Below are 18256 nucleotides of genomic sequence, written 5' to 3' on the forward strand. Positions count from 1 at the left end.
TAATACAGAGAATAGCAGTATGTGGGGCAGTGATTTTGATATGCCGCAGTCAGGGCGGTTTTACTGGCGGTTAAAACATCAGAAAGTTAGCCGGTAAAACTTACTGTCTACCGCCATCAGCGGAAAAGCTTCCGGCAACGCAGATACCGGTATCTCCTGAAATCCGTTCTTTTCATAAAAACGATGAGCCGCCAGAAATTTATCGGTCGTGCCCAGTAAAACGTCTTTCACTTTTTCAGCCTGTGCATGTTGCAGTAACGCCTTCAGCAATAATGCCCCCACGCTGTAATCGCGGCCACGATAAGGCGCGCTCACAAACATTTTGCGCAGCGCCGCCTGTGCATTGCCGATATCTTTCAGGCCCAGCGTCCCCACCACTTTTCCGTCACAGCGGGCGATCCAGAAATCGCCTGTTCCGCGCTGATAAAACCGCGGAATATCGTGCAAATCTGGCTGCTGCTGTTCGCTTATCGGAATGCCAAATTCCTGATTCTGGATCGGCAAAATCACATCAATCACGCCGCGCTGGTCTGCGGCAGAAAAGCGTTCAATTAAGACAGAATGACTCATCTCACACTCCCTCAGTTTAATTAGGACATAGCAGTGCCAGCTCCGGGTTTTCAGGGAATACCCGCTCGCTGAAAAAGTCGATCAATACCCGAAGTTTCGGTGTCATATAACCGCCCGACGGCCACAAAATAAAAAAGTCGGCACTGCGCTTCACGTACTCATCCAGCACTGTCACCAGCTGCCCGCGGGCCAGTTCTTTGCGGATACTGAAATCCGGCAAACAGGCGATGCCCAAGCCCTGCAGGGCAAAGCAATGACGCGTTTCTATATTATTGCAAACCATCGAAACCGGCAGCGCTAAATCCTGATATTCCGGCAAAGGCCAGGGTTCGAGTTTTCCGCTATTCGGAAAGCGGAAATGCAAACAACGGTGATCGGCCAGATCATGCGGTTTCGCAGGCCTGCCGTACTGCTCAAAGTAAGCCGGTGCGCCGACCAGCAAATGATGGAAAGTGCCGAGCTTGCGCATCGATAACCGTGAATCAGCCATCTGACCCGTTCGCACCACGGCATCGAAACCTTCTTCCACCACGTCAACAATGCGATCGGTGAAATCAAGATCCAGTTCAATGTCGGGATAACGGCGCATAAACTCGCCCAGCACCGGCAACAACAGCGTGCTGACCTGCGGCAGACTCAGCCGCAGCCTGCCGCGCGGACATTCCGCCAGTTGCGACAGCTCACTTTCTGCCGCTTCGAGTTCCGCCACAATGCGCCGGCAACGCTCAAGAAACAGCGAACCTTCCGCCGTCAGCGTGACACTGCGGGTACTGCGGTGAAACAGCCGCACATTCAGTTTGGTTTCCATCCGCGAAATGCTTTTACCCACCGCCGACGCGGAAATCCCTAAGATCCGCCCGGCGGCGACAAAGCTGCGTGTTTCCGCCACATGCACAAACGTATTCAGGCTGCTAAGACTTTCCACCCTCACCTCCGATTACGGACATCAGCGTCCGCATACTCTGGAAATCTACCCTACTTTTTCCGCAACAGGGAGTTCTCTATCGTAATTTAACTTTTTCAGAAACTGAGAGACTCCATGAATAACCCTGCCCAAAAATCCCCGCTGCCGCTTTCGGCTTTACTGGCGATGGCGCTGACCGGTTTTATCGCCATCATGACTGAAACGCTTCCGGCCGGATTATTACCGCAAATTGCGGCCGGTCTGAACATTTCGCAAGCTATGGCCGGGCAGTTGATCACGCTATATGCCGCTGGTTCGCTGATGGCGGTGATCCCACTTGCGGCGCTGACCCGTGGCTGGAACCGCCGCACTGCGTTGCTGACCGCCATCGTCGGGTTTCTGGTTTTCAACACCCTGACCACGTTCTCCACGCATTATATTCTTACGCTGTTTGCCCGCTGGATGGCCGGTGCAGCCGCGGGTCTGGCGTGGGGCTTACTGGCTGGCTATGCGCGGCGGATGGTACCGGTTGAGCAACAAGGACGCGCGTTATCGGTGGCGATGGTCGGTACGCCGCTGGCGCTGTCGGTAGGCGTTCCACTCGGCACCTGGATGGGATCGCTGCTCGGCTGGCGGATGGCGTTCGGGGTGATGTCTGCACTGACGCTGTTTCTGGTGGTCTGGGTTATCAGAAAAGTGCCGGACTATCCCGGACAGGCCGCCAGCCAGCGTCAGTCGTTGCGTCATGTGGTCACGATGCCCGGCGTGCGCAGCATTTTGCTGGTTATCCTGCTGTGGATGCTGACGCATAACCTGCTGTACACCTACATTGTGCCGTTCCTGCAATTATCTGGTCTTAGCGATCGGGCGGATCAGATATTACTGGTCTTTGGGATTGGCGCGCTGGCGGGCATTGGCATCACCGGTCTGCTGGTTGACCGGCGCTTGCGGCAGACTCTGTTGCTCAGTCTTCTGCTGTTCACTCTGGTTTCGCTGGCACTGGTCTTCTTCAGTCAATCGCCTCTGATAGTGGTTGTATGTGTGGCGCTGTGGGGGCTGACGTTCGGCGGCGCGGCGACGTTACTGCAAACGGCGATTGCAGACGCCACCGGTGAACACGCCGATATGGCGCAGTCGATGGTGGTCGTGGCGTGGAATCTGGCCATTGCGGGCGGCGGCGTAACCGGTGGTATTTTGCTGGAAACTGCTGGTGTTAAGGCTTTTCCGCAAACGATGCTGCTTCTGCTGGCGGCCGGCCTGATCATCGCCTGGCGCGCTAAAAATCGCGGTTTCCGTCCCGGTGCCCGCCATACAATAACAGCACAAATTCCTAACGAGCAGGAACAGGATCAAAGTTTCAAAACGGCTGAAAAGGTATAATTTCTTAAACCTTTCCGGAACCAGATGCCTGAATATCTGCCAGAGGCCACTTTTTCTGGCAGACTAAAAAACAGGCAAAACAGAAACAATGAGAACCATGGAAGCACGTAATAAAGCCGTTATACTTTTGTCAGTGATCCTCGCCGCAGCCCTGCTGCTGATGGCGTTCGAATGGCTGGCGGATCAGGCGGTGCCTGAACTGAAAGAGCAGGTTATTCACTATGTGGATGAGCACATGGCGCACTAAAATGCCCTGATGGCAGGAGGAATGATGGTAACGAAAAGGATGATGGCCAAACACTGGAAAATGGTTGTGGTGCTGCTGTGCATCTGCGGCGCATTGATGCTGTTGCGTTGGGCGGCGATGATTTGGGGGTAAAGTTTTGCAAATTCCCCCTTATAAAACTGATTAAATAAGCATCAGTCCGGTCAGGGGCTTGAAACCTTCCGCCACGCGGGCCAGAATATCCTCAGTGATTTTTAAGAGTCTGACCGTCTGCTTATGAATAACCGCAAACCTCGTCGTCCGCACGGGCGATGGACCTATTACATCATGTACGAAGACATTCTGTGGCCCTGCCCGGTTCGCTGGGAGTGGGAGAATGGCTACGGCGGCTGGCTGCCTTTTTATTACTCGCCGACGCTGGAATTCGTCGCAGGCGACCCCGATAAAGCCACCAAAGTGGCGGGCAACAAGGCCCGCGCTCTGCGTAAACCCGTGAGAATTCACGAGTACGAATACTGATTTTTTACTTTCTTCATCGCCTACGCGCTTTCGATCAATCCGCTGGCACGTAACACCCGCCGCTTCACGGCCTCCGGCAGCACCGCATCCACTCCTCCGACACATCCCAGGCTAAACCAGTGGCGCGCACGGGTAATACCTGTGTAAATCAGCTCGCGCGTGAGGATCGGGCTGAGATTCTCCGGCAGCAACAGCGCGGTATGGGTAAATTCAGAGCCCTGCGATTTGTGCACCGTCATGGCGAACACCGTTTCCACCGCCTGCAAACGTCCGGGCATCACCCAGCGGATATCCTGCGTCCCGTCTCCGGCCAGAAACGCCACACGCAGCGTAGGCACAACGGAACCGTCGGCCAGCCGGTGCGGAATTTCCAGCGTGATACCGATATCGCCGTTCATCAGGCGCTGACTGTAATCGTTACGCGTCACCAGCACCGGACGCCCCGGATACCAACCGGCTGACGCCTCGAGCAATCCTTCTTTATATAATATTTCAGCGATGCGCTGATTGAGCCCTTCCACGCCCCAGCGTCCGCCGCGTAAGGCACACAACAACTGGAACTGGCTGTAAGCCAGCAGCACTTTGGTCGCCCAGCGGTTAAAGGCTTCCGGCGGTTCGTCGTCCGCTGGCCGCTCTTTGATCATCACGTTGAGATAATGTTGATAGCCGACCGGTGGCTCGGTACCTTGGCGTTTTGCTGCCGCAGGAAACTGCTCTGCGCTTCCTTTCACCACCCAGTTGCGCAGTTCGCTGTCATCGTCAGCACTTAACGTGAGTTGTGCGAGGTCAGCGTACCCGTGTTTCCAGACCTGTTTCAGCGCTTTCACATCGCCTTCATTTACCGCGTCGGCCAGCTGCCCGATACCACTTTGTGCATCAAAACGGTAACTGTGGCGCAGCATGACGACCGCCTGATCCATCGCCGTCCCCTGCGGATCGACCAGTGCATCCGGGATCTGCTCGCCGGTCGCAATTTGCAACCAGTCGCGGGTTTGTGGCAGATAATGACCACCCGCCGCACGCTGACATAACTCGCTGAGCAGCGCGCCCGCTTCCACCGACGCCAGCTGATCTTTATCACCGAGCAGGATCAGACGTGCAGGGTCTGGCAACGCCGCCAGCAACGCTGCCATCATTTCCAGATCGACCATCGACGCTTCGTCCACAACCAGCACATCCAGCATCAGCGGATTTCCCTGATGATGGCGGAAATGTCGTGTGTCCGGACGACTGCCAAGTAAACGGTGCAGCGTCACCACTTCCGTATTAATACTCCCGCGCACCGCATCACCATTAGCGAGACCGCTGAGATCCAGCTTAGAAACCGCACCGGCAATCGACTCATTCAGACGTGCCGCCGCCTTACCGGTCGGGGCAGCCAGACGGATGCGCAGCGGTGAGCCATTTTCTTCCAGCGCCAGCGTTTGCAATAATGCCAGCAGACGCACCACCGTGGTGGTTTTACCGGTGCCGGGGCCGCCAGTAATAATGCTGAACGCGCTGCCCGCTGCCAGTGCACAGGCCAGTTTCTGCCAGTTGACGGTGGCGGATTTTGCCGCCGGGAATAACGCCGTCAGCGGAGCCTGCAACGTTTGCGCCGGTAATGTGTGCAATGCGCTGCGTGCCAGACGCTGTTCTATCGCTGCACGCACATTCTGTTCGTACTGCCAGTAACGGCGCAGATACAGGCGCTGCCCGCTCTGCACCAGCGGGGAATTGCCTTCTCCGTGTCCGACCAGCGTCGGATGCGCCAGCGCCGCCAGCCATTCCTGCAAATCCAGGTCATCCAGCACTGTCGCCGGGCGGATGACGGCATTGTCAGCGTGATCCCCTTCCGGCGGCAGTGAGAGTGAAAAGGCACTGTCGTCGAGCGTGGCCTGCAAATCCAGACACACGTGCCCGCGTCCCAGCTGGTAACTGGTCAGCGCGGTCGCCAGCAATAACAGCGGATGTGCATCCGGCGCTTCTTTTGCCAGAAATGTTACCAGTGCCCGATCCAGTTCGCGCAGCCAGCCACATTCCACCCAGCTCGCCAGCAGTTGAGCAAGCTCTTCACGGCTCTTGATTTTCATACGTGTTCCTCCGCGCCGCTAAACAGCGCGTCGAGCTGTTCCATTAGCGCTTTATCCGGCCGCTGAACGCAGACGCCGTTACCCGGCGCATGGCTACCGCGCAGGAACAAATACACTGCACCGCCGATGTGCCGGTCGTAATCGTAATCCGGTATACGGGATTTCAGCAGGCGATGGAGTGCAAACAGATAGAGTGAGAACTGCAAATCGTAGCGGTGATCGCGCATTGATTGCGTCATATTGTCCTGACCATACCCGCTGGCGTCTTCGCCGAGCCAGTTGGATTTGTAATCCAGCACGTAATAACGTCCGTCATGCTCAAACACCAGATCGATAAAACCTTTCAGCATGCCGTTGAGATCTTCCGCCAGCAACGGCGCACGCTCCGCGCCTTCCAGCGTGTATTGATGAACCAGCTTATCAAGGCGTCGCGTCGGCACGCGGGTCAGCGAGAACCAGAATTCCATTTCGACCTGATAAGGCGGCAGTTCGGCAAGTATAAAAGTATTCCCGCCCGGCAATGGCAATGGCTGTGTCAGCAACGCCGTCAGCCAGCCTGTCAGCGGCACGATCCATTTTTCCCAGTCGCGCGTATTACAGCGTCGCGCGACCTGATCAGCGATCCGTTCCGGATCCGCCGCCAGCGCCGCAAAGCCTTCGTCACCGGCCCATTCGAGTAAACCGTGCAGGAAATTACCTGGCGCAGGACCGCGCGGAAACGCATACAAATTCTCGCCGGTCATGGGCAGCGACAGCTCCTGGAGCGGATCTTTCGCACTGACCTGTGTTTTCTGATCTTCCAGATAACTGTCCTGCGCGGCGCTCTCGATTTCTCTGAGCGGCTCGCGGCTCAGGTTTTCCGGAGTGATGTACGTGCCAGCCGGTGCGATTTGCAGTCCGGAGAAACTCGACACCCACCAGCGCGGCCCTTTGTGCGTGCGCAGCGGCGGACGCGGCCCGAGTGACGGCAACGTCTGCTCGCTGCGATACACCGCCCCGTCAGAAACCGGCAGCGGCCACGCGCGGATATGCTCAGTTTCCAGCGCCTGCAAACTGGCGGGCAGCGCTTCAGCATCGATCGCCTCGCCGCCGTTAAACAGATAGCCCGGTGCGCCTTTTTCAAACTCTTTCAGCGGAGCCATACCCAGCCACAGCGCGTAACGCGAACGGGTCAGCGCCACATAAAACTTACGCAGATCTTCACCCAGACGCTCGCGGTCTGCCAGCGCCAGCTGTTCGTCGGACGCACTCAGTGCCACTTCCAGCTCACCTTCCGGCGTATGCCATTTCAGCGGTGAATCTTGTTTTTTCACTGCGCGGAATGCACAGGCAAATGGCAGGAAAACCAGCGGATATTCCAGTCCTTTGGATTTATGCACGGTGACGACTTTTACCAGATCCGCATCACTTTCCAGACGCAGTTTGCGGGCATCGCCGCCCTGGTGTTCATCCTGACATTGTTCCGCCAGATAACGGATCAGCGCATGTTCGCCATCGAGCTGCACGCTGGCCTGTTGCAGCAGTTCGGAAAGATGCAGCAGATCGGTCAGCGCGCGTTCGTCACCGCGACCAAGCAAACGGCGCGGCACGTCGAATTCCCACATCAGGCGACGCAGCATCGGCAGAATGCCCTGCTTGCGCCAGCAGGTACGCAGCGCCTGAAACTGCTGAACGTAGCGTTCCCACTCGTTTTCGTCCTGATTCAGCCTGTCGAGCGCTTCCCAGCTCAGATTAAGCGAAGGCGTGCCCAAGGCCGCTCGCAGCAAACGGTCGTTTTCCGGTGCGGCACAGGCCGCCAGCCAGTACTGCAATTCACCCGCCTGCGCACTTTCAAAAATCGATTCTTTATCAGAAAGATAAACACTGCGCACGCCACTTTTTGACAGCGCCAGGCGTATCGCCGCCGCTTCACGACCGGTATTCACCAGCACCGCGATATCCCCCGGCATCACCGGTTTTAGTATTTCACCGGGCTGACCAAAACCCGCAGAGCCCTGTTGGCCAAGACGTAGCAGCTGGACGATTTTTGCCGCACAGCCCTCAGCCATCAGCTGAACGTATTGCGATTTTGGCAACGTTTCCGTCTGATTTTCCGGATACCACAACGTCAGCGCAGTGGCTTCGACATCGTCGATCACCAGCGTGTCGGCGCGCCCTTTGGCGTCCACCGCCACGAACGGCACCTGATTTTCCCCACCGTGGCGGAACAGGAAAGCGCCCTCGGCGGAGCGGCGGTTTTCCGCTAATTCAAAGACTTCATTTACTGCCGCCACCATCGCGCGGGTAGAGCGGAAGTTGGTCGCCAGCGTGTAGTGGCGACCGCCGGTATCACGACGGGCGCGCAGATAGGTATAAATGTCCGCACCACGAAACGCATAAATCGCCTGTTTTGGATCGCCGATCAGGATAAGTCCCTGCTCCGGTGAATTTTCTGCCACACGATAGATGGTGTCGAAAATGCGGTATTGCAGCGGATCGGTATCCTGAAATTCGTCGATCATCGCCACCGGGAATTGCGTGCGGATGATCTCCGCCAGCCGCGCACCGTTGTCGCTGCGCAGGGCGACATCCAGACGGGTCAGCAAATCGTTGAAACCCATCTGCGCACGCTTTTGCTGCTCGGCGTCGAAACGCTTCTGGATCCAGCGGCAGGCGTGTTGCAGTAATCCGCTGCGGGCATCCGGCAAACTTTCCAGACGCGCTTTCAGCGTTTCCATCGCCTTCAGTGCCGGATGTGCGGGCGGTTCGCCCTGCTTCCAGCATTCGGCTAAACCTTCCGGCGTCAGGCGCTCCCAGCCGGTTTTCAGATCCGGCATAACTTCATCGCTGGTCGCCCAGGCGAACAGTTTTTCCAGCCACGGATTAAAATACCGTGCCTGAATTTTACGGCCATCAACCACTTTCGCCGCCACAGCCCCTTCGAGGATCGTGCGCAGCTCCTGCGTCCATTCTGCCCAGCCCTGTTTCAGCTCAGCCAGTTCCGCCGCTTTCTGCTGACTGACCGTTTCACAAACTTGCGCAGGCGTTTCGTCCGAACCTAGCTCTTCAGCATATTCCAGCAACGGCATCACACTGCGATGTAAATCTTCCGGCGCGCGCCACCAGCCACGCAGCGTGCGGATTTCGTCTTCGCCGAGCGGGAAATAGAAACTGCGCCAGTAATCGCGCACTACGTTCATCAGCAGTTCGGTCTGATCGGTTTCCAGCGTCTGGGTAAACAGGCTGTCGCTGTCGAAAGCGTGCTCACCGAGCATGCGGTTACACCAGCCGTGAATGGTGGAAACGGCGGATTCATCCATCCATTCCGCCGCCAGCTGCAGCTTGCGGGCACAGCCCGGCCATTGCTCCGGCGTATATTCCGCACGCAGGCTCAGCAGAAATTCGTCGCCCGCAGATACATCATGCGGGTCTTCCAGAAAACAGGTAGCGGCCTGTGACAGACGCGCACGAATACGATCGCGCAGCTCTTTGGTGGCGGCATCGGTAAAGGTCACCACCAGAATTTCCGGCGGCGTCAGCGGACGGCTGAAGGCATTATCACCGCCGTGACCAAGCACCAGCCTCACGTACAGCGCGGCAATGGTGAACGTTTTGCCAGTCCCCGCGCTGGCTTCAATCAGGCGGCTGCCGGTCAGCGGAAAACTCAGCACATTCAGGGTGGATGGAACCGTCTGCTCCGTCATTCCTTCGCTCCTTTTTTGCTGCGGGAAAGATGATTTCTCAGCGGTGCCAGCAGCGTATCCGCCAGCCGGGCGAACTCGCCATCTGACCAGAGCACCGCGAAATCCGGCCACGCGCGGGCCAGATAAGCGTTGCTGTCACGCTCACCAAATTTCATGTTCGCCGGGTCATGGTTTTCATAATTGTCACGGGCGGCAAACCAGGCATCACTGTCTGGCGCGCTTTGCTCCGTGCCGTCTTTTTTCAGCCAGACAAACGCAGTTTTCACGGCCAGCGGTAACGGGCGCAGTTGCCCCGCTTTCCATGTTTCAATCAGCGTTTCCCACAAATTGCGCGCCTTTTCAATCTCCAGCGGCGGCAATTCAGCGGTGCCGTTTTTACTGACAATCAACGTGTGCATCGGTTTTCCGTCAAGATGACCGGCGATATGTGCCACCCAATACGGCAGCAACCGGTCGAAGCGGTAACTGCGTTCTTTGGTCATGATGCCAATACTTTCCAGCACCACCCGTGCACGGTCGCCCGCAGAATTTGCCCGCAGTTCGCTCAGCCAGTCGGAGAACATCACACCGCCGGTTTCAGATTCCAGCGCCTCGTTAGCCAGCGGTTGCGGCCAGTCATCGAGCACCTGCTGATAACTGGCGAACAAGGTGTCCATCGGCTCGGCCAAGTCTTCACTCAGCACCGCTGCAAATTCGCCGGGAGCCAGTTCGCCACGCCGTTCTATGCGCTCAAGCTGCTGGCGTAAAATGTCCTGACGCGAAACGCCCGCTTCCAGCGCCCATTTTTGTGCGCGGATCAGCTCGTCCTGCAAACGCCAGTTTTCCAGCGCATTGATGTCGAACGGCTCCTGATCTTCACTGCCGGGATCTTCCAGCTCAAAATAGATGTTCAGCCGCTGGCGGAAGAAACTGCGCACCGGATCTGACAGAAAATCAGACAGCTGACGCAGCGTCAGTGCGCCTTCCTGTTCCACCGGTTGCAGCGGTTGTGTGGCAACGGCGGCGGCTTCCGCTTCCAGTCCTGCGCGCCATTCGTGCGCATAGCTGAACAGTGTGCTTTCCTGACTAAAATAGTCGCGGTTAAACGGTTGCAGACGATGCTCAACGGTCAGCGCATGTACTAAATCTTCGCCGTCTTCCGCTTTCCAGCCTGCCGCCAGATGGTCACGCAACTGCGCCACCAGCACGGACGGTGGCCGCTCGGTGTTGTCATGAATGCTGCGTCCGACCCAGCTGATGTGTAAACGTTCGCGCGCGGAAAGCAGCGCTTCGAGGAACAGATAACGGTCATCTTCGCGGCGCGAACGGTCGCCTGGCCGGTAATCACGTCCCATCAGGTCGAAATCCATCGGCACACGGTTACGCGGATAATCGCCGTCGTTCATGCCCAGCAGGTAAACATGTCGGAACGGAATTGCGCGCATCGGCATCAGCGTGGCAAACGTGACTGCGCCGCCGAAAAACGGCTGCGTCAGGCCGGACTGGTCGAACTGAGCCAGCCAGTGATCGCGCACCACTGACAGCGGCAATTCGGCCTGTAAATCCACGCTTTCGCAGGCTTCAAGCCAGGTTTCAAGCTCGCCATGCAGACGCACCAGAATAAAACCGTCTTCACCATCATCTTCCGCAAAATATTGGGAAAGGATATTACGCAGACGCTCGCCCCACACCTGCGGCGGTGCAGGTTCTCGCAACTGACGCCAGGTGTCATCAAGGCAATTGAGCAGGTGCGACAACGGACCAATCAGCGCCGCATCCAGCCCGCCGATTTCATCCAGCGGCTCAATGTTTTCCCATGCTTCACCGCTGCCCACGGCATAACCGAGCAACATCCGTTGCAGGCCGAAGAACCAGCTGTTTTGTTCCGGCGATAACGGCAGTTCGAGGCTCTGACGCTGTTCCGCATGCAGCCCCCAGCGCACGTTAGCGGCGCGGATCCACCGATGCAGTAGCGGCAGCTGTTCTTCTTCGATGGCAAAACGCTGACGTACCGACGGCACATCCAGTAAATCCAGCAAATCGCTGACCGCAAAACGCGACTGCGGCAGTTCCAGCAGGCTTTCCAGTGCGCCGAGTAATGAGTTGTTCTGGCGTGGCCCCTGATCGGCAACCGTGAACGGGATATAACGCGGATCACTACGCTCCATCAGGCCAAACACCGCCTGGATGTGCGGCGCATACCCGTTGATGTCCGGCACCATCACGATGATATCGCGGGCTTTCAGCGTCGGATCAGCTGCCAGCGCCGCCAGCAGGCGATCGTGCAGCACTTCCACTTCGCGCTGGGCGCTGTGAGTAATATAGAAACGCAGGGAATCGTCGTGCTCAACATCGACAGCGGGCCATTCATCGATCGTCTCCGCCAGCGGACGCAGCTGCAAAATATCCTCCTGCAACTGATGCAACAGGGTATCGGTACCGTTCGACGTAAAGAGATCGATGCGCGGGATCACCGGCGCGAGCTGCGCGGCATAGGATTCGTGGTTGTCATATTCATTCAGCAGGCCGATATAATCGCGCCCCTGCTTACCCCACGCCGCCAGCAGCGGATGGGCATGCTGATGGAGTTCATCTTCGGTAATGTCCTGCGGCATACCCGGCTTACGTAACTGGCGTTTGCGTTCTGCGCGCAGCAGATCTTTATCGGCGATGATGTCGCTCCAGTCATGCTCGCACGGGTTATGCACGCACATAAAAATGTGTGTCCAGCGGCCCAGCACTGCCAGCAGTTCCAGAGATTGTTGCGGTAACGAAGATATGCCAAATACCACCAGCCGGGCGGGTAATCCGGCAGGACGCTGGTCTTCAGGAAGGGTTTGCGCGTGTTGCAGGAACCGCTGATGCAGCGCAGCACGGCTGGTACTGCGCTCGTTTTCAGGCACATCCGCCAGCAGCGCGCGCCATAATTGTGGCTGCCACAGCAGATTTTCCGGCAATGGTTCGCTGCCCTGACGGTTGGTGCGCAGAACATCCAATCCGTTGCCCCAGTCTTCCAGCCAGTCAGCGCGGTAAACCTGATACTGGTCGAATAAATCGGCCAGACGTTGCGACAGCTGATGCAGTTTACGCATATCGCCATCATCTTTTAAGAAGCGGGCCAACGGCGCAAATACCGGTTCGGCAAGCAGTTCAGGCAAAAGGCGGATCAGACGCCAGGTCAGCAGCGGACGGTCAAACGGCGACGATTCCGGCACCTGTTCTTTGCCGAGCACCGCGCGGTAAACCTGCCAGAAAAAACGCGCAGGCAATTTGATATCCAGCGCCGCCGCGATCCCGCAACCGCCTTCAGCCACATCGCGCGCCAGCGCCAGTTTCAGCCACTGGTTGATACCGTTGCTCTGCACCAGAATCACTTCATTTTCCAGCGGCGACAGCGGATGCGCCGCCATCCACGAGACCAGCACGTCCCTCAGCGCTTCTGAGTGATTTCCGTGTAACACCATCAAACCTGAATTCACGCCCGCATCCCTTGTTATCGCCTGTCAGGGTTCAGATTTTGCGTTGATTTGGAAAGGATTGAAAGGACAGAAAAGAAAAGAGGCGGGGCTTGCGGCCAGCCTAGTAGCAAAATGTAACGCCCTGAAAATTACCCGCGCGCATTCCTCGCCGCCCCGATCATCCCGTCCAGCCATTCCTGATGACCGTTGATCATCGGATTAGGGCGCGTTACCGCCAGTTCGCGTGCCGGTTTTCCGTTTTGGGTTTCCTGCGTCAGGATACGCACGCGGCCACCGGAAAGTTCTTCAATCAGCCACGCGTGATGCACGTCGAGCCGGGTTTCGGCATCGCCTTCTGCCCAGCCGTGCCACGCCATGCGCGCTGGCTGGCCTTTGACCGGCGGGACGTATTCGTTAACCTGCGCTTCGACAGGAAAACCGAAAGTGCTGAACCGAAATCTTGCGCCGTCGCTCAGGCCTGGCCCGCTGCCGTCGTGAAAAGCGATATCAGACGCGTTGCTGTAGTAAACAGGCCATGCGGCGGTGTTATCAAGCTGTGCCCAGAGCTCTTCAACGGTCAGGCCGGTGATGATCATTTCGTTAGACGCGAAGTTGTCGGTTTCGCCGGGGATATAGCTTTCAGGCCAGTTGATTGCATTCATGTGTGTTTCCTTTATTTCTGTGGAATAGCCTGCTGGCTGGTGTTCACAAAGAATACGTCTCACCGAGATATTACGGAAATCACCACTTGTGATAATAGATATGTCGTATTTTTATATCTAAATGCAGGGCAAAAAAACAGACAGAAGAAAACTTCTGCCTGTGAGTTAACTACCTGAACTACAACGATTATCAGCTGATGCTGTAACGCTCAAGCCAGTGTGCATAAGGCGCAGGCAGAACCCATGACGGATTATCTTCGCCCAGTTCTTTCGCCAGCGCATACGGATAATGCGGGTTGGCGAGCATTGCACGGCCAATCATGACCAGATCCATATCTTCTTCGCTGATGCAGCGCTCGGCGATTTGCGCGGAAGCCACGCCCCATGAACTGGCCACCGGTAAACCGGCTTCTGCACGCACGCGACGCGATACCGGCGCCAGGAAACCGGCACCCCACGGTATCTGCGCTTCCCATGTCGAGAATCCAACGCTGACGTTGAGCATATCAAGCCCTTTCTCACGCAGGATGCGCGTCAGTTCGATGGATTCCGCCAGCGTTTCTTCGTCGCGGCCATCGTATTCAATTACGCCAAAACGCGCGGTGATCGGCAGGTTTTTCGGCCAGACGGTGTTTACTGCGTCGAAAGTTTCAATCAGGAAACGGCTGCGACCGGCGAAGTCACCGCCGTATTCGTCGGTACGGGTGTTCGAATGCACGGAAAAGAAACTTTGCGCCAGATAGCCGTGGGCAAAATGTAGTTCCAGCCATTCAAAACCGGCATCGCGGGCACGTTTTGCGGCGGCAACAAAATCCGCCATTACACGCTGAATATCAGCTTTGGTCATTTCTTTCGGCACTTTTGGCAGATGTTTGCCGAACGCAACGGCAGAGGGCGCAATCGTTGCCCAGCCACGCGAATCGCCTTCTGCAATATGGTCATCCCCTTCCCACGGCAGATTGGCGCTGGCTTTACGGCCTGCGTGACCGATCTGGATCCCCGGCACTGCGCCTGCGGCTTTGATGGATTTGGCGATTTTCGCCAGTTCAGCGGCCTGTTCGTCGTTCCAGACCCCCAGACATCCCGGGGTGATCCGGCCTTCCGGCGAAACCGCTGTTGCTTCGACGATCACCAGACTCGCCCCGCCGCGTGCCAGCGTGGTGTAATGCACATGATGCCAGTCGTTCGGCACGCCGTCAGTGGCGGAATACTGGCACATCGGCGGAACAGCAATACGGTTTTTCAGGGTGACGTCTTTGAGCGTAAAAGGCGTGAACAGTGCAGACATAATATTTCCTCGGTGGATTGGCGCATTCAGCACACAGAGTGCTGCCAAAGAGCTATAAGCAGAAGTATAGAAATATTATAGTGCCTATCATCTTTCGTTATAACTCAATCGGTGCCCTGCTCATGCGCAATCTGAAGAGTCTCGACCTCAACCTACTAAAGACTTTTGATGCGCTGCTTGATGAGCGCAGCGTAACCCGCGCCGCTGAACGTCTTTCCCTGACGCAGCCCGCCGTGAGCAGCATGCTGACGCGCCTGCGGGAAAGTTTTGATGATCCTTTATTTGTACGTGCGCGCTACGGCATCGTGCCGACCGAGCGTGCGCTGGCGCTGGCTAAACCGGTGAAACAATTGATGGCGCAAATAGACGCGCTGTTGCAGCCGGAAGAATTTGTGCCCGCTGACTGCGAGATGACCTTTACCCTTGCCGCCACCGATTACGCGCTCAGCGTGATTATCGTGCCCTTCTTTTCTCTGTTGCAGAAGCTGGCACCGGGCATTCATCTGTCGGTTCAGCGGGCTGAGGATACGACCATTCAGGGGCGGCTGGAGCGCGGTGAAATTGACCTCGCGCTGCTAACGCCGGAGACAACGCCGCCTGATTTGCATATCCGCCATTTGTACGATGAACGGTACGTGTGTACTCTGCGCAAAGGCCATCCGGCGCTGAATAAAGGCTCGATTTCGCTGGATACTTTTTGTCAGTTCGACCACGCGCTGGTGTCACTGAGCGGCGAAAATTTTGCCGGGGTGACGGATACCGCGCTTCAGGCGCTGGGCAAAAAGCGCAACGTGGTGCTGTCGGTGAACAGTTTTCTGGTGCTGCCGCCGGTATTGCAGACCACAGATCTGATTGCCGTCGTACCGGAACGCCTGGTGCGCGACGCCGCCGGGCTGGAAGTCATGCCCCCTCCGCTCGACATTCCCGGCTTTACGAAAGTTGCCGCGTGGCATGAGCGTTCGCATCTTTCTGCTGCACATCAGTGGCTGAGACAGCTACTGGCTGACGTCTGTCGTGAACAATAATGACGCTTTCTGAAACTACATTAAAACCGTCTTAAAAAGGGTTCAAACCATGGAAAAATTGCCAGCTATCACCATCACCTATTGTTCTCAATGCAACTGGCTGCTGCGTGCCGCGTGGATGGCGCAGGAACTGCTGAATTCGTTCAGCACCGATCTTGCATCCGTGACCCTTGTCCCCGGCACCGGGGGGATCTACGAGATTAAAGTCGATTACGAGATTATCTGGGAGCGTAAACGCGATGGCGGTTTTCCGGACGCCGCACCGCTCAAACAGCGCGTGCGCGATATCTGCTTCCCGGAAAGATCGCTCGGGCATGTGGATAAGAAGAAGATTGGTGAGGACGATCAGACAGGCTCGGCAACCTGACGACAGCCCCAAAGCACCGGTAATTTAATAGCGGGCGATGCTCAGAAACGCCCGCTTTCCGAGCTGAAATATATCAAAAACCGCCCCTACCCCTACAAACCGCTCTTTTTTGTGACTCACTTCAAGTTTTTTACCTTCCTGCCGATACCTGAAGCTTAAGATTCCTTCCAGGGAAACGCCCATGTTAAAGACTATCCGCTCGCGCATTATCACAGCCTGTATCGCCATCGTAGCGTGCTCGCTGGTTATCAATACGTTCCTCAGTTACACCGTTGCAAACAAATACAACCGTCAGGCGACAGACAGTACGCTCAACGCCCTGACGTCCAGCCACACGCAAGGGATAAGCGACTGGGTCAGTTCTAAAACAGGGATGATCGTTTCACTGCAACAGGTCGCCATGTCGGAAGATCCGATCCCGGTGCTCAAACAGATGGCCAGTGCAGGCGGATTTACTAACGTCTATATCGGTTATGCCAACAAAACCGCGAAGTTCTCTGATCCGACCGGTGTGCCCACGGATTATGACCCGACCGGTCGCCCGTGGTATACGCAGGCAGCTGAGGCCGGACATCCGGTTGCCACGCCGCCGTATATTGATGCCGGAACCGGTAAGTTGGTGGTCACTTTCGCAGTACCGGTTATAGAGTCCGGTACCCTGAAAGCGATTGTGGCCGGTGATGTATCAATGGACAGCGTGGTGAATAACGTCAACACCATTCACCCGACGCCCGGCAGTTTCGGCATGCTGGTGGATAAATCCGGCATTATCATTGCGCATCCTGATGCCAGTCTGGCGCTGAAACCCTTCTCTGCGCTTGCACAAGGCATCAATTTACCGGCGCTGTTTGCGGCGAATTCACCGCTGGATATTGAGCTCAATGGCGCGGTGAAACGCGTTCGTGCCATGCCGGTGGCAGGCACGGAATGGTATACGCTGGTGGCGCAGGATAAGAAAGAATCGACAGCCGGTATGCGATCCCTGCTGACTTCTTCGGTGATCACGCTGATTGTGATCGTACTGATTTCAGCCGCCATTATCGGGCTGATTATCAGCAAATCTTTCCACCGTCTGTCTGTGGTGCGCGATACGCTCAACGCGATAAGTTCCGGTGAAGATGACCTCACACAGCGCCTGCCGACTGACGGGCACGATGAAGTGACGCAAATCGCGCACGCCTTCAACACTTTCGTCGATAAGCTCAGTAAGGTAATGTCGGAAATCCGCACCACAAGCGAATCCGTCAAAATTGCCGCCGATGAAATCGCCGCTGGCAATAATGATTTGTCGGGACGAACCGAATCCGCTGCGGCCAGCCTGCAACAGACTGCGGCGTCGCTGGAACAAATCACGGCAACCGTTTCTCAGTCGGCAAGTTCTGCCAAACAGGCATCCAACACTGCGAGAACAGCGTCGGAAGCAGCAATGCGTGGTGACGAAGTGGTGACGAAGGTCATCACGACGATGGAAAGCATCGAAACAGCTTCCTCGAAAATCGGGGATATTACTGGCGTTATTGACGGAATCGCGTTCCAGACCAACATTCTGGCACTGAATGCAGCGGTCGAAGCCGCTCGTGCCGGTGAACAGGGACGCGGTTTTGCGGTCGTCGCCAGCGAAGTGCGCAGTCTTGCACAACGCAGTGCGCAGGCGGCGAAGGAGATCAAAGTGCTGATCGAATCCACCGTAAGCAGCGTGGCATCCGGCTCGGCGCAGGTGCGGCTGGCCAGTGACAGCATGAGTGAAATCGTCAGCAACGTGTCGAATGTCAGCAATGTGATGCTGGAGATCACCCACGCCTCTGAAGAGCAAATGCAAAGTATCCATGAGATCAACCGCGCGATCACGCAGCTCGACGGCATGGTCCAGCAGAACGCCGCCATGGTTCAGCAGTCCACCGGCGCCGCGTCGGCATTGCAGGAACAGGCAACCGGTCTGGCCGTGGCTGTCGGGCATTTCCGCGTGTAATCACGCCGCCTGAGTATGATATTTACCCTAAATAGCTGCGCTTAATAGTAGATCACTGAAGGGAACTCAATCCGGTTTGAGCGATCTGATCAATCGCCAAACATCACAAACCCTCACAAACCGGACTGAGTTATGCCGATCATAGCACCTATAC

Annotated in this window: 15 protein-coding genes; 7 read left to right on the forward strand and 8 right to left on the reverse strand. The window is 56.6% G+C overall.

Going from position 1 to position 18256, the window contains the following annotated elements; translation table 11 throughout:
- Positions 1 to 78: 78 nt before the first annotated feature.
- The gene (locus tag J1784_RS03965) at positions 79 to 570 is read right to left on the reverse strand and encodes a GNAT family N-acetyltransferase (protein WP_217148119.1); all 492 of its coding nucleotides are present in this window, start codon (positions 568 to 570) and stop codon (positions 79 to 81) included.
- Positions 571 to 586: 16 nt separating this feature from the next.
- Complete coding sequence (locus J1784_RS03970; protein ID WP_120507337.1) at positions 587 to 1495, reverse strand: LysR family transcriptional regulator; 909 nt, start codon at positions 1493 to 1495, stop codon at positions 587 to 589.
- Positions 1496 to 1609: 114 nt separating this feature from the next.
- On the opposite strand from J1784_RS03970, the gene J1784_RS03975 reads away from it, so the two are divergent.
- The 4 genes from J1784_RS03975 to J1784_RS03990 all read left to right on the forward strand — a co-directional run bounded on the left by J1784_RS03975 (position 1610) and on the right by J1784_RS03990 (position 3599).
- On the forward strand, positions 1610 to 2854 hold the full coding sequence (locus J1784_RS03975; protein ID WP_217148120.1) for an MFS transporter: 1245 nt from the start codon (positions 1610 to 1612) through the stop codon (positions 2852 to 2854).
- Positions 2855 to 2951: 97 nt separating this feature from the next.
- Complete coding sequence (locus tag J1784_RS03980) at positions 2952 to 3101, forward strand: hypothetical protein (RefSeq protein ID WP_162940735.1); 150 nt, start codon at positions 2952 to 2954, stop codon at positions 3099 to 3101.
- Positions 3102 to 3125: 24 nt separating this feature from the next.
- Complete coding sequence (gene yniD / locus J1784_RS03985) at positions 3126 to 3233, forward strand: small membrane protein YniD (RefSeq protein ID WP_095923072.1); 108 nt, start codon at positions 3126 to 3128, stop codon at positions 3231 to 3233.
- A gap of 123 nt (positions 3234 to 3356) precedes the next feature.
- Positions 3357 to 3599 carry a hypothetical protein gene (locus J1784_RS03990; RefSeq protein ID WP_217148121.1) on the forward strand — a complete coding sequence of 81 codons (243 nt, stop codon included), beginning with the start codon at positions 3357 to 3359 and terminating at the stop codon, positions 3597 to 3599.
- Positions 3600 to 3619: 20 nt separating this feature from the next.
- Here J1784_RS03990 and recD read toward each other — a convergent pair whose 3' ends face one another.
- The 5 genes from recD to J1784_RS04015 form a co-directional block, all read right to left on the reverse strand.
- On the reverse strand, positions 3620 to 5671 hold the full coding sequence (recD, locus tag J1784_RS03995) for an exodeoxyribonuclease V subunit alpha (RefSeq protein WP_217148122.1): 2052 nt from the start codon (positions 5669 to 5671) through the stop codon (positions 3620 to 3622).
- Positions 5668 to 9354, reverse strand: a complete 3687-nt coding sequence (gene recB, locus J1784_RS04000; RefSeq protein WP_217148123.1) for an exodeoxyribonuclease V subunit beta — start codon at positions 9352 to 9354, stop codon at positions 5668 to 5670. The genes recD and recB overlap by 4 nt, the downstream gene beginning before the upstream one ends.
- Positions 9351 to 12812, reverse strand: a complete 3462-nt coding sequence (recC, locus tag J1784_RS04005) for an exodeoxyribonuclease V subunit gamma (protein ID WP_217148124.1) — start codon at positions 12810 to 12812, stop codon at positions 9351 to 9353. The genes recB and recC overlap by 4 nt, the downstream gene beginning before the upstream one ends.
- 128 nt (positions 12813 to 12940) lie before the next feature.
- Positions 12941 to 13453, reverse strand: a complete 513-nt coding sequence (locus J1784_RS04010; RefSeq protein ID WP_217148125.1) for an SRPBCC family protein — start codon at positions 13451 to 13453, stop codon at positions 12941 to 12943.
- Between the two features lie 190 nt (positions 13454 to 13643).
- Positions 13644 to 14741, reverse strand: coding sequence for an NADH:flavin oxidoreductase/NADH oxidase (locus tag J1784_RS04015; RefSeq protein WP_217148126.1), 1098 nt, complete (start codon positions 14739 to 14741; stop codon positions 13644 to 13646).
- 122 nt (positions 14742 to 14863) lie between these two features.
- On the opposite strand from J1784_RS04015, the gene J1784_RS04020 reads away from it, so the two are divergent.
- Both J1784_RS04020 and J1784_RS04025 read left to right on the forward strand, forming a co-directional pair.
- Positions 14864 to 15766 carry a LysR family transcriptional regulator gene (locus J1784_RS04020; protein ID WP_217148127.1) on the forward strand — a complete coding sequence of 301 codons (903 nt, stop codon included), beginning with the start codon at positions 14864 to 14866 and terminating at the stop codon, positions 15764 to 15766.
- A gap of 49 nt (positions 15767 to 15815) precedes the next feature.
- Positions 15816 to 16133 (forward strand): Rdx family protein, encoded by a 318-nt coding sequence (locus tag J1784_RS04025; RefSeq protein ID WP_217148128.1) that lies wholly within the window; start codon positions 15816 to 15818, stop codon positions 16131 to 16133.
- A 24-nt stretch (positions 16134 to 16157) separates the two neighbouring features.
- Here the strand turns inward: J1784_RS04025 and J1784_RS04030 are convergent, their stop codons facing one another.
- A complete protein-coding gene (locus J1784_RS04030) occupies positions 16158 to 16316 on the reverse strand; it encodes a hypothetical protein (protein WP_217148129.1) in 159 nt (52 codons plus the stop codon).
- On the opposite strand from J1784_RS04030, the gene J1784_RS04035 reads away from it, so the two are divergent.
- A complete protein-coding gene (locus tag J1784_RS04035) occupies positions 16315 to 18102 on the forward strand; it encodes a methyl-accepting chemotaxis protein (RefSeq protein WP_217148130.1) in 1788 nt (595 codons plus the stop codon). The two genes, J1784_RS04030 and J1784_RS04035, sit on opposite strands and share 2 nt — an antisense overlap.
- Positions 18103 to 18256: the final 154 nt, after the last annotated feature.

The sequence above is a fragment of the Rahnella ecdela genome, from assembly GCF_019049625.1.
In the GTDB taxonomy this organism is placed as follows: Bacteria; Pseudomonadota; Gammaproteobacteria; order Enterobacterales; family Enterobacteriaceae; genus Rahnella; species Rahnella ecdela.

Coding starts and splice junctions, on each gene's coding strand:
- J1784_RS04030 (WP_217148129.1), bottom strand. CDS start 16,316: ATGGGCGTTTCCCTGGAAGGAATCTTAAGCTTCAGGTATCGGCAGGAA.
- J1784_RS03990 (WP_217148121.1), top strand. CDS start 3,357: ATGAATAACCGCAAACCTCGTCGTCCGCACGGGCGATGGACCTATTAC.
- yniD (WP_095923072.1), top strand. CDS start 3,126: ATGGTAACGAAAAGGATGATGGCCAAACACTGGAAAATGGTTGTGGTG.
- J1784_RS04035 (WP_217148130.1), top strand. CDS start 16,315: ATGTTAAAGACTATCCGCTCGCGCATTATCACAGCCTGTATCGCCATC.
- J1784_RS03975 (WP_217148120.1), top strand. CDS start 1,610: ATGAATAACCCTGCCCAAAAATCCCCGCTGCCGCTTTCGGCTTTACTG.
- J1784_RS04015 (WP_217148126.1), bottom strand. CDS start 14,741: ATGTCTGCACTGTTCACGCCTTTTACGCTCAAAGACGTCACCCTGAAA.
- J1784_RS04020 (WP_217148127.1), top strand. CDS start 14,864: ATGCGCAATCTGAAGAGTCTCGACCTCAACCTACTAAAGACTTTTGAT.
- J1784_RS03980 (WP_162940735.1), top strand. CDS start 2,952: ATGGAAGCACGTAATAAAGCCGTTATACTTTTGTCAGTGATCCTCGCC.
- J1784_RS03965 (WP_217148119.1), bottom strand. CDS start 570: ATGAGTCATTCTGTCTTAATTGAACGCTTTTCTGCCGCAGACCAGCGC.
- recD (WP_217148122.1), bottom strand. CDS start 5,671: ATGAAAATCAAGAGCCGTGAAGAGCTTGCTCAACTGCTGGCGAGCTGG.
- J1784_RS04025 (WP_217148128.1), top strand. CDS start 15,816: ATGGAAAAATTGCCAGCTATCACCATCACCTATTGTTCTCAATGCAAC.
- recB (WP_217148123.1), bottom strand. CDS start 9,354: ATGACGGAGCAGACGGTTCCATCCACCCTGAATGTGCTGAGTTTTCCG.
- J1784_RS04010 (WP_217148125.1), bottom strand. CDS start 13,453: ATGAATGCAATCAACTGGCCTGAAAGCTATATCCCCGGCGAAACCGAC.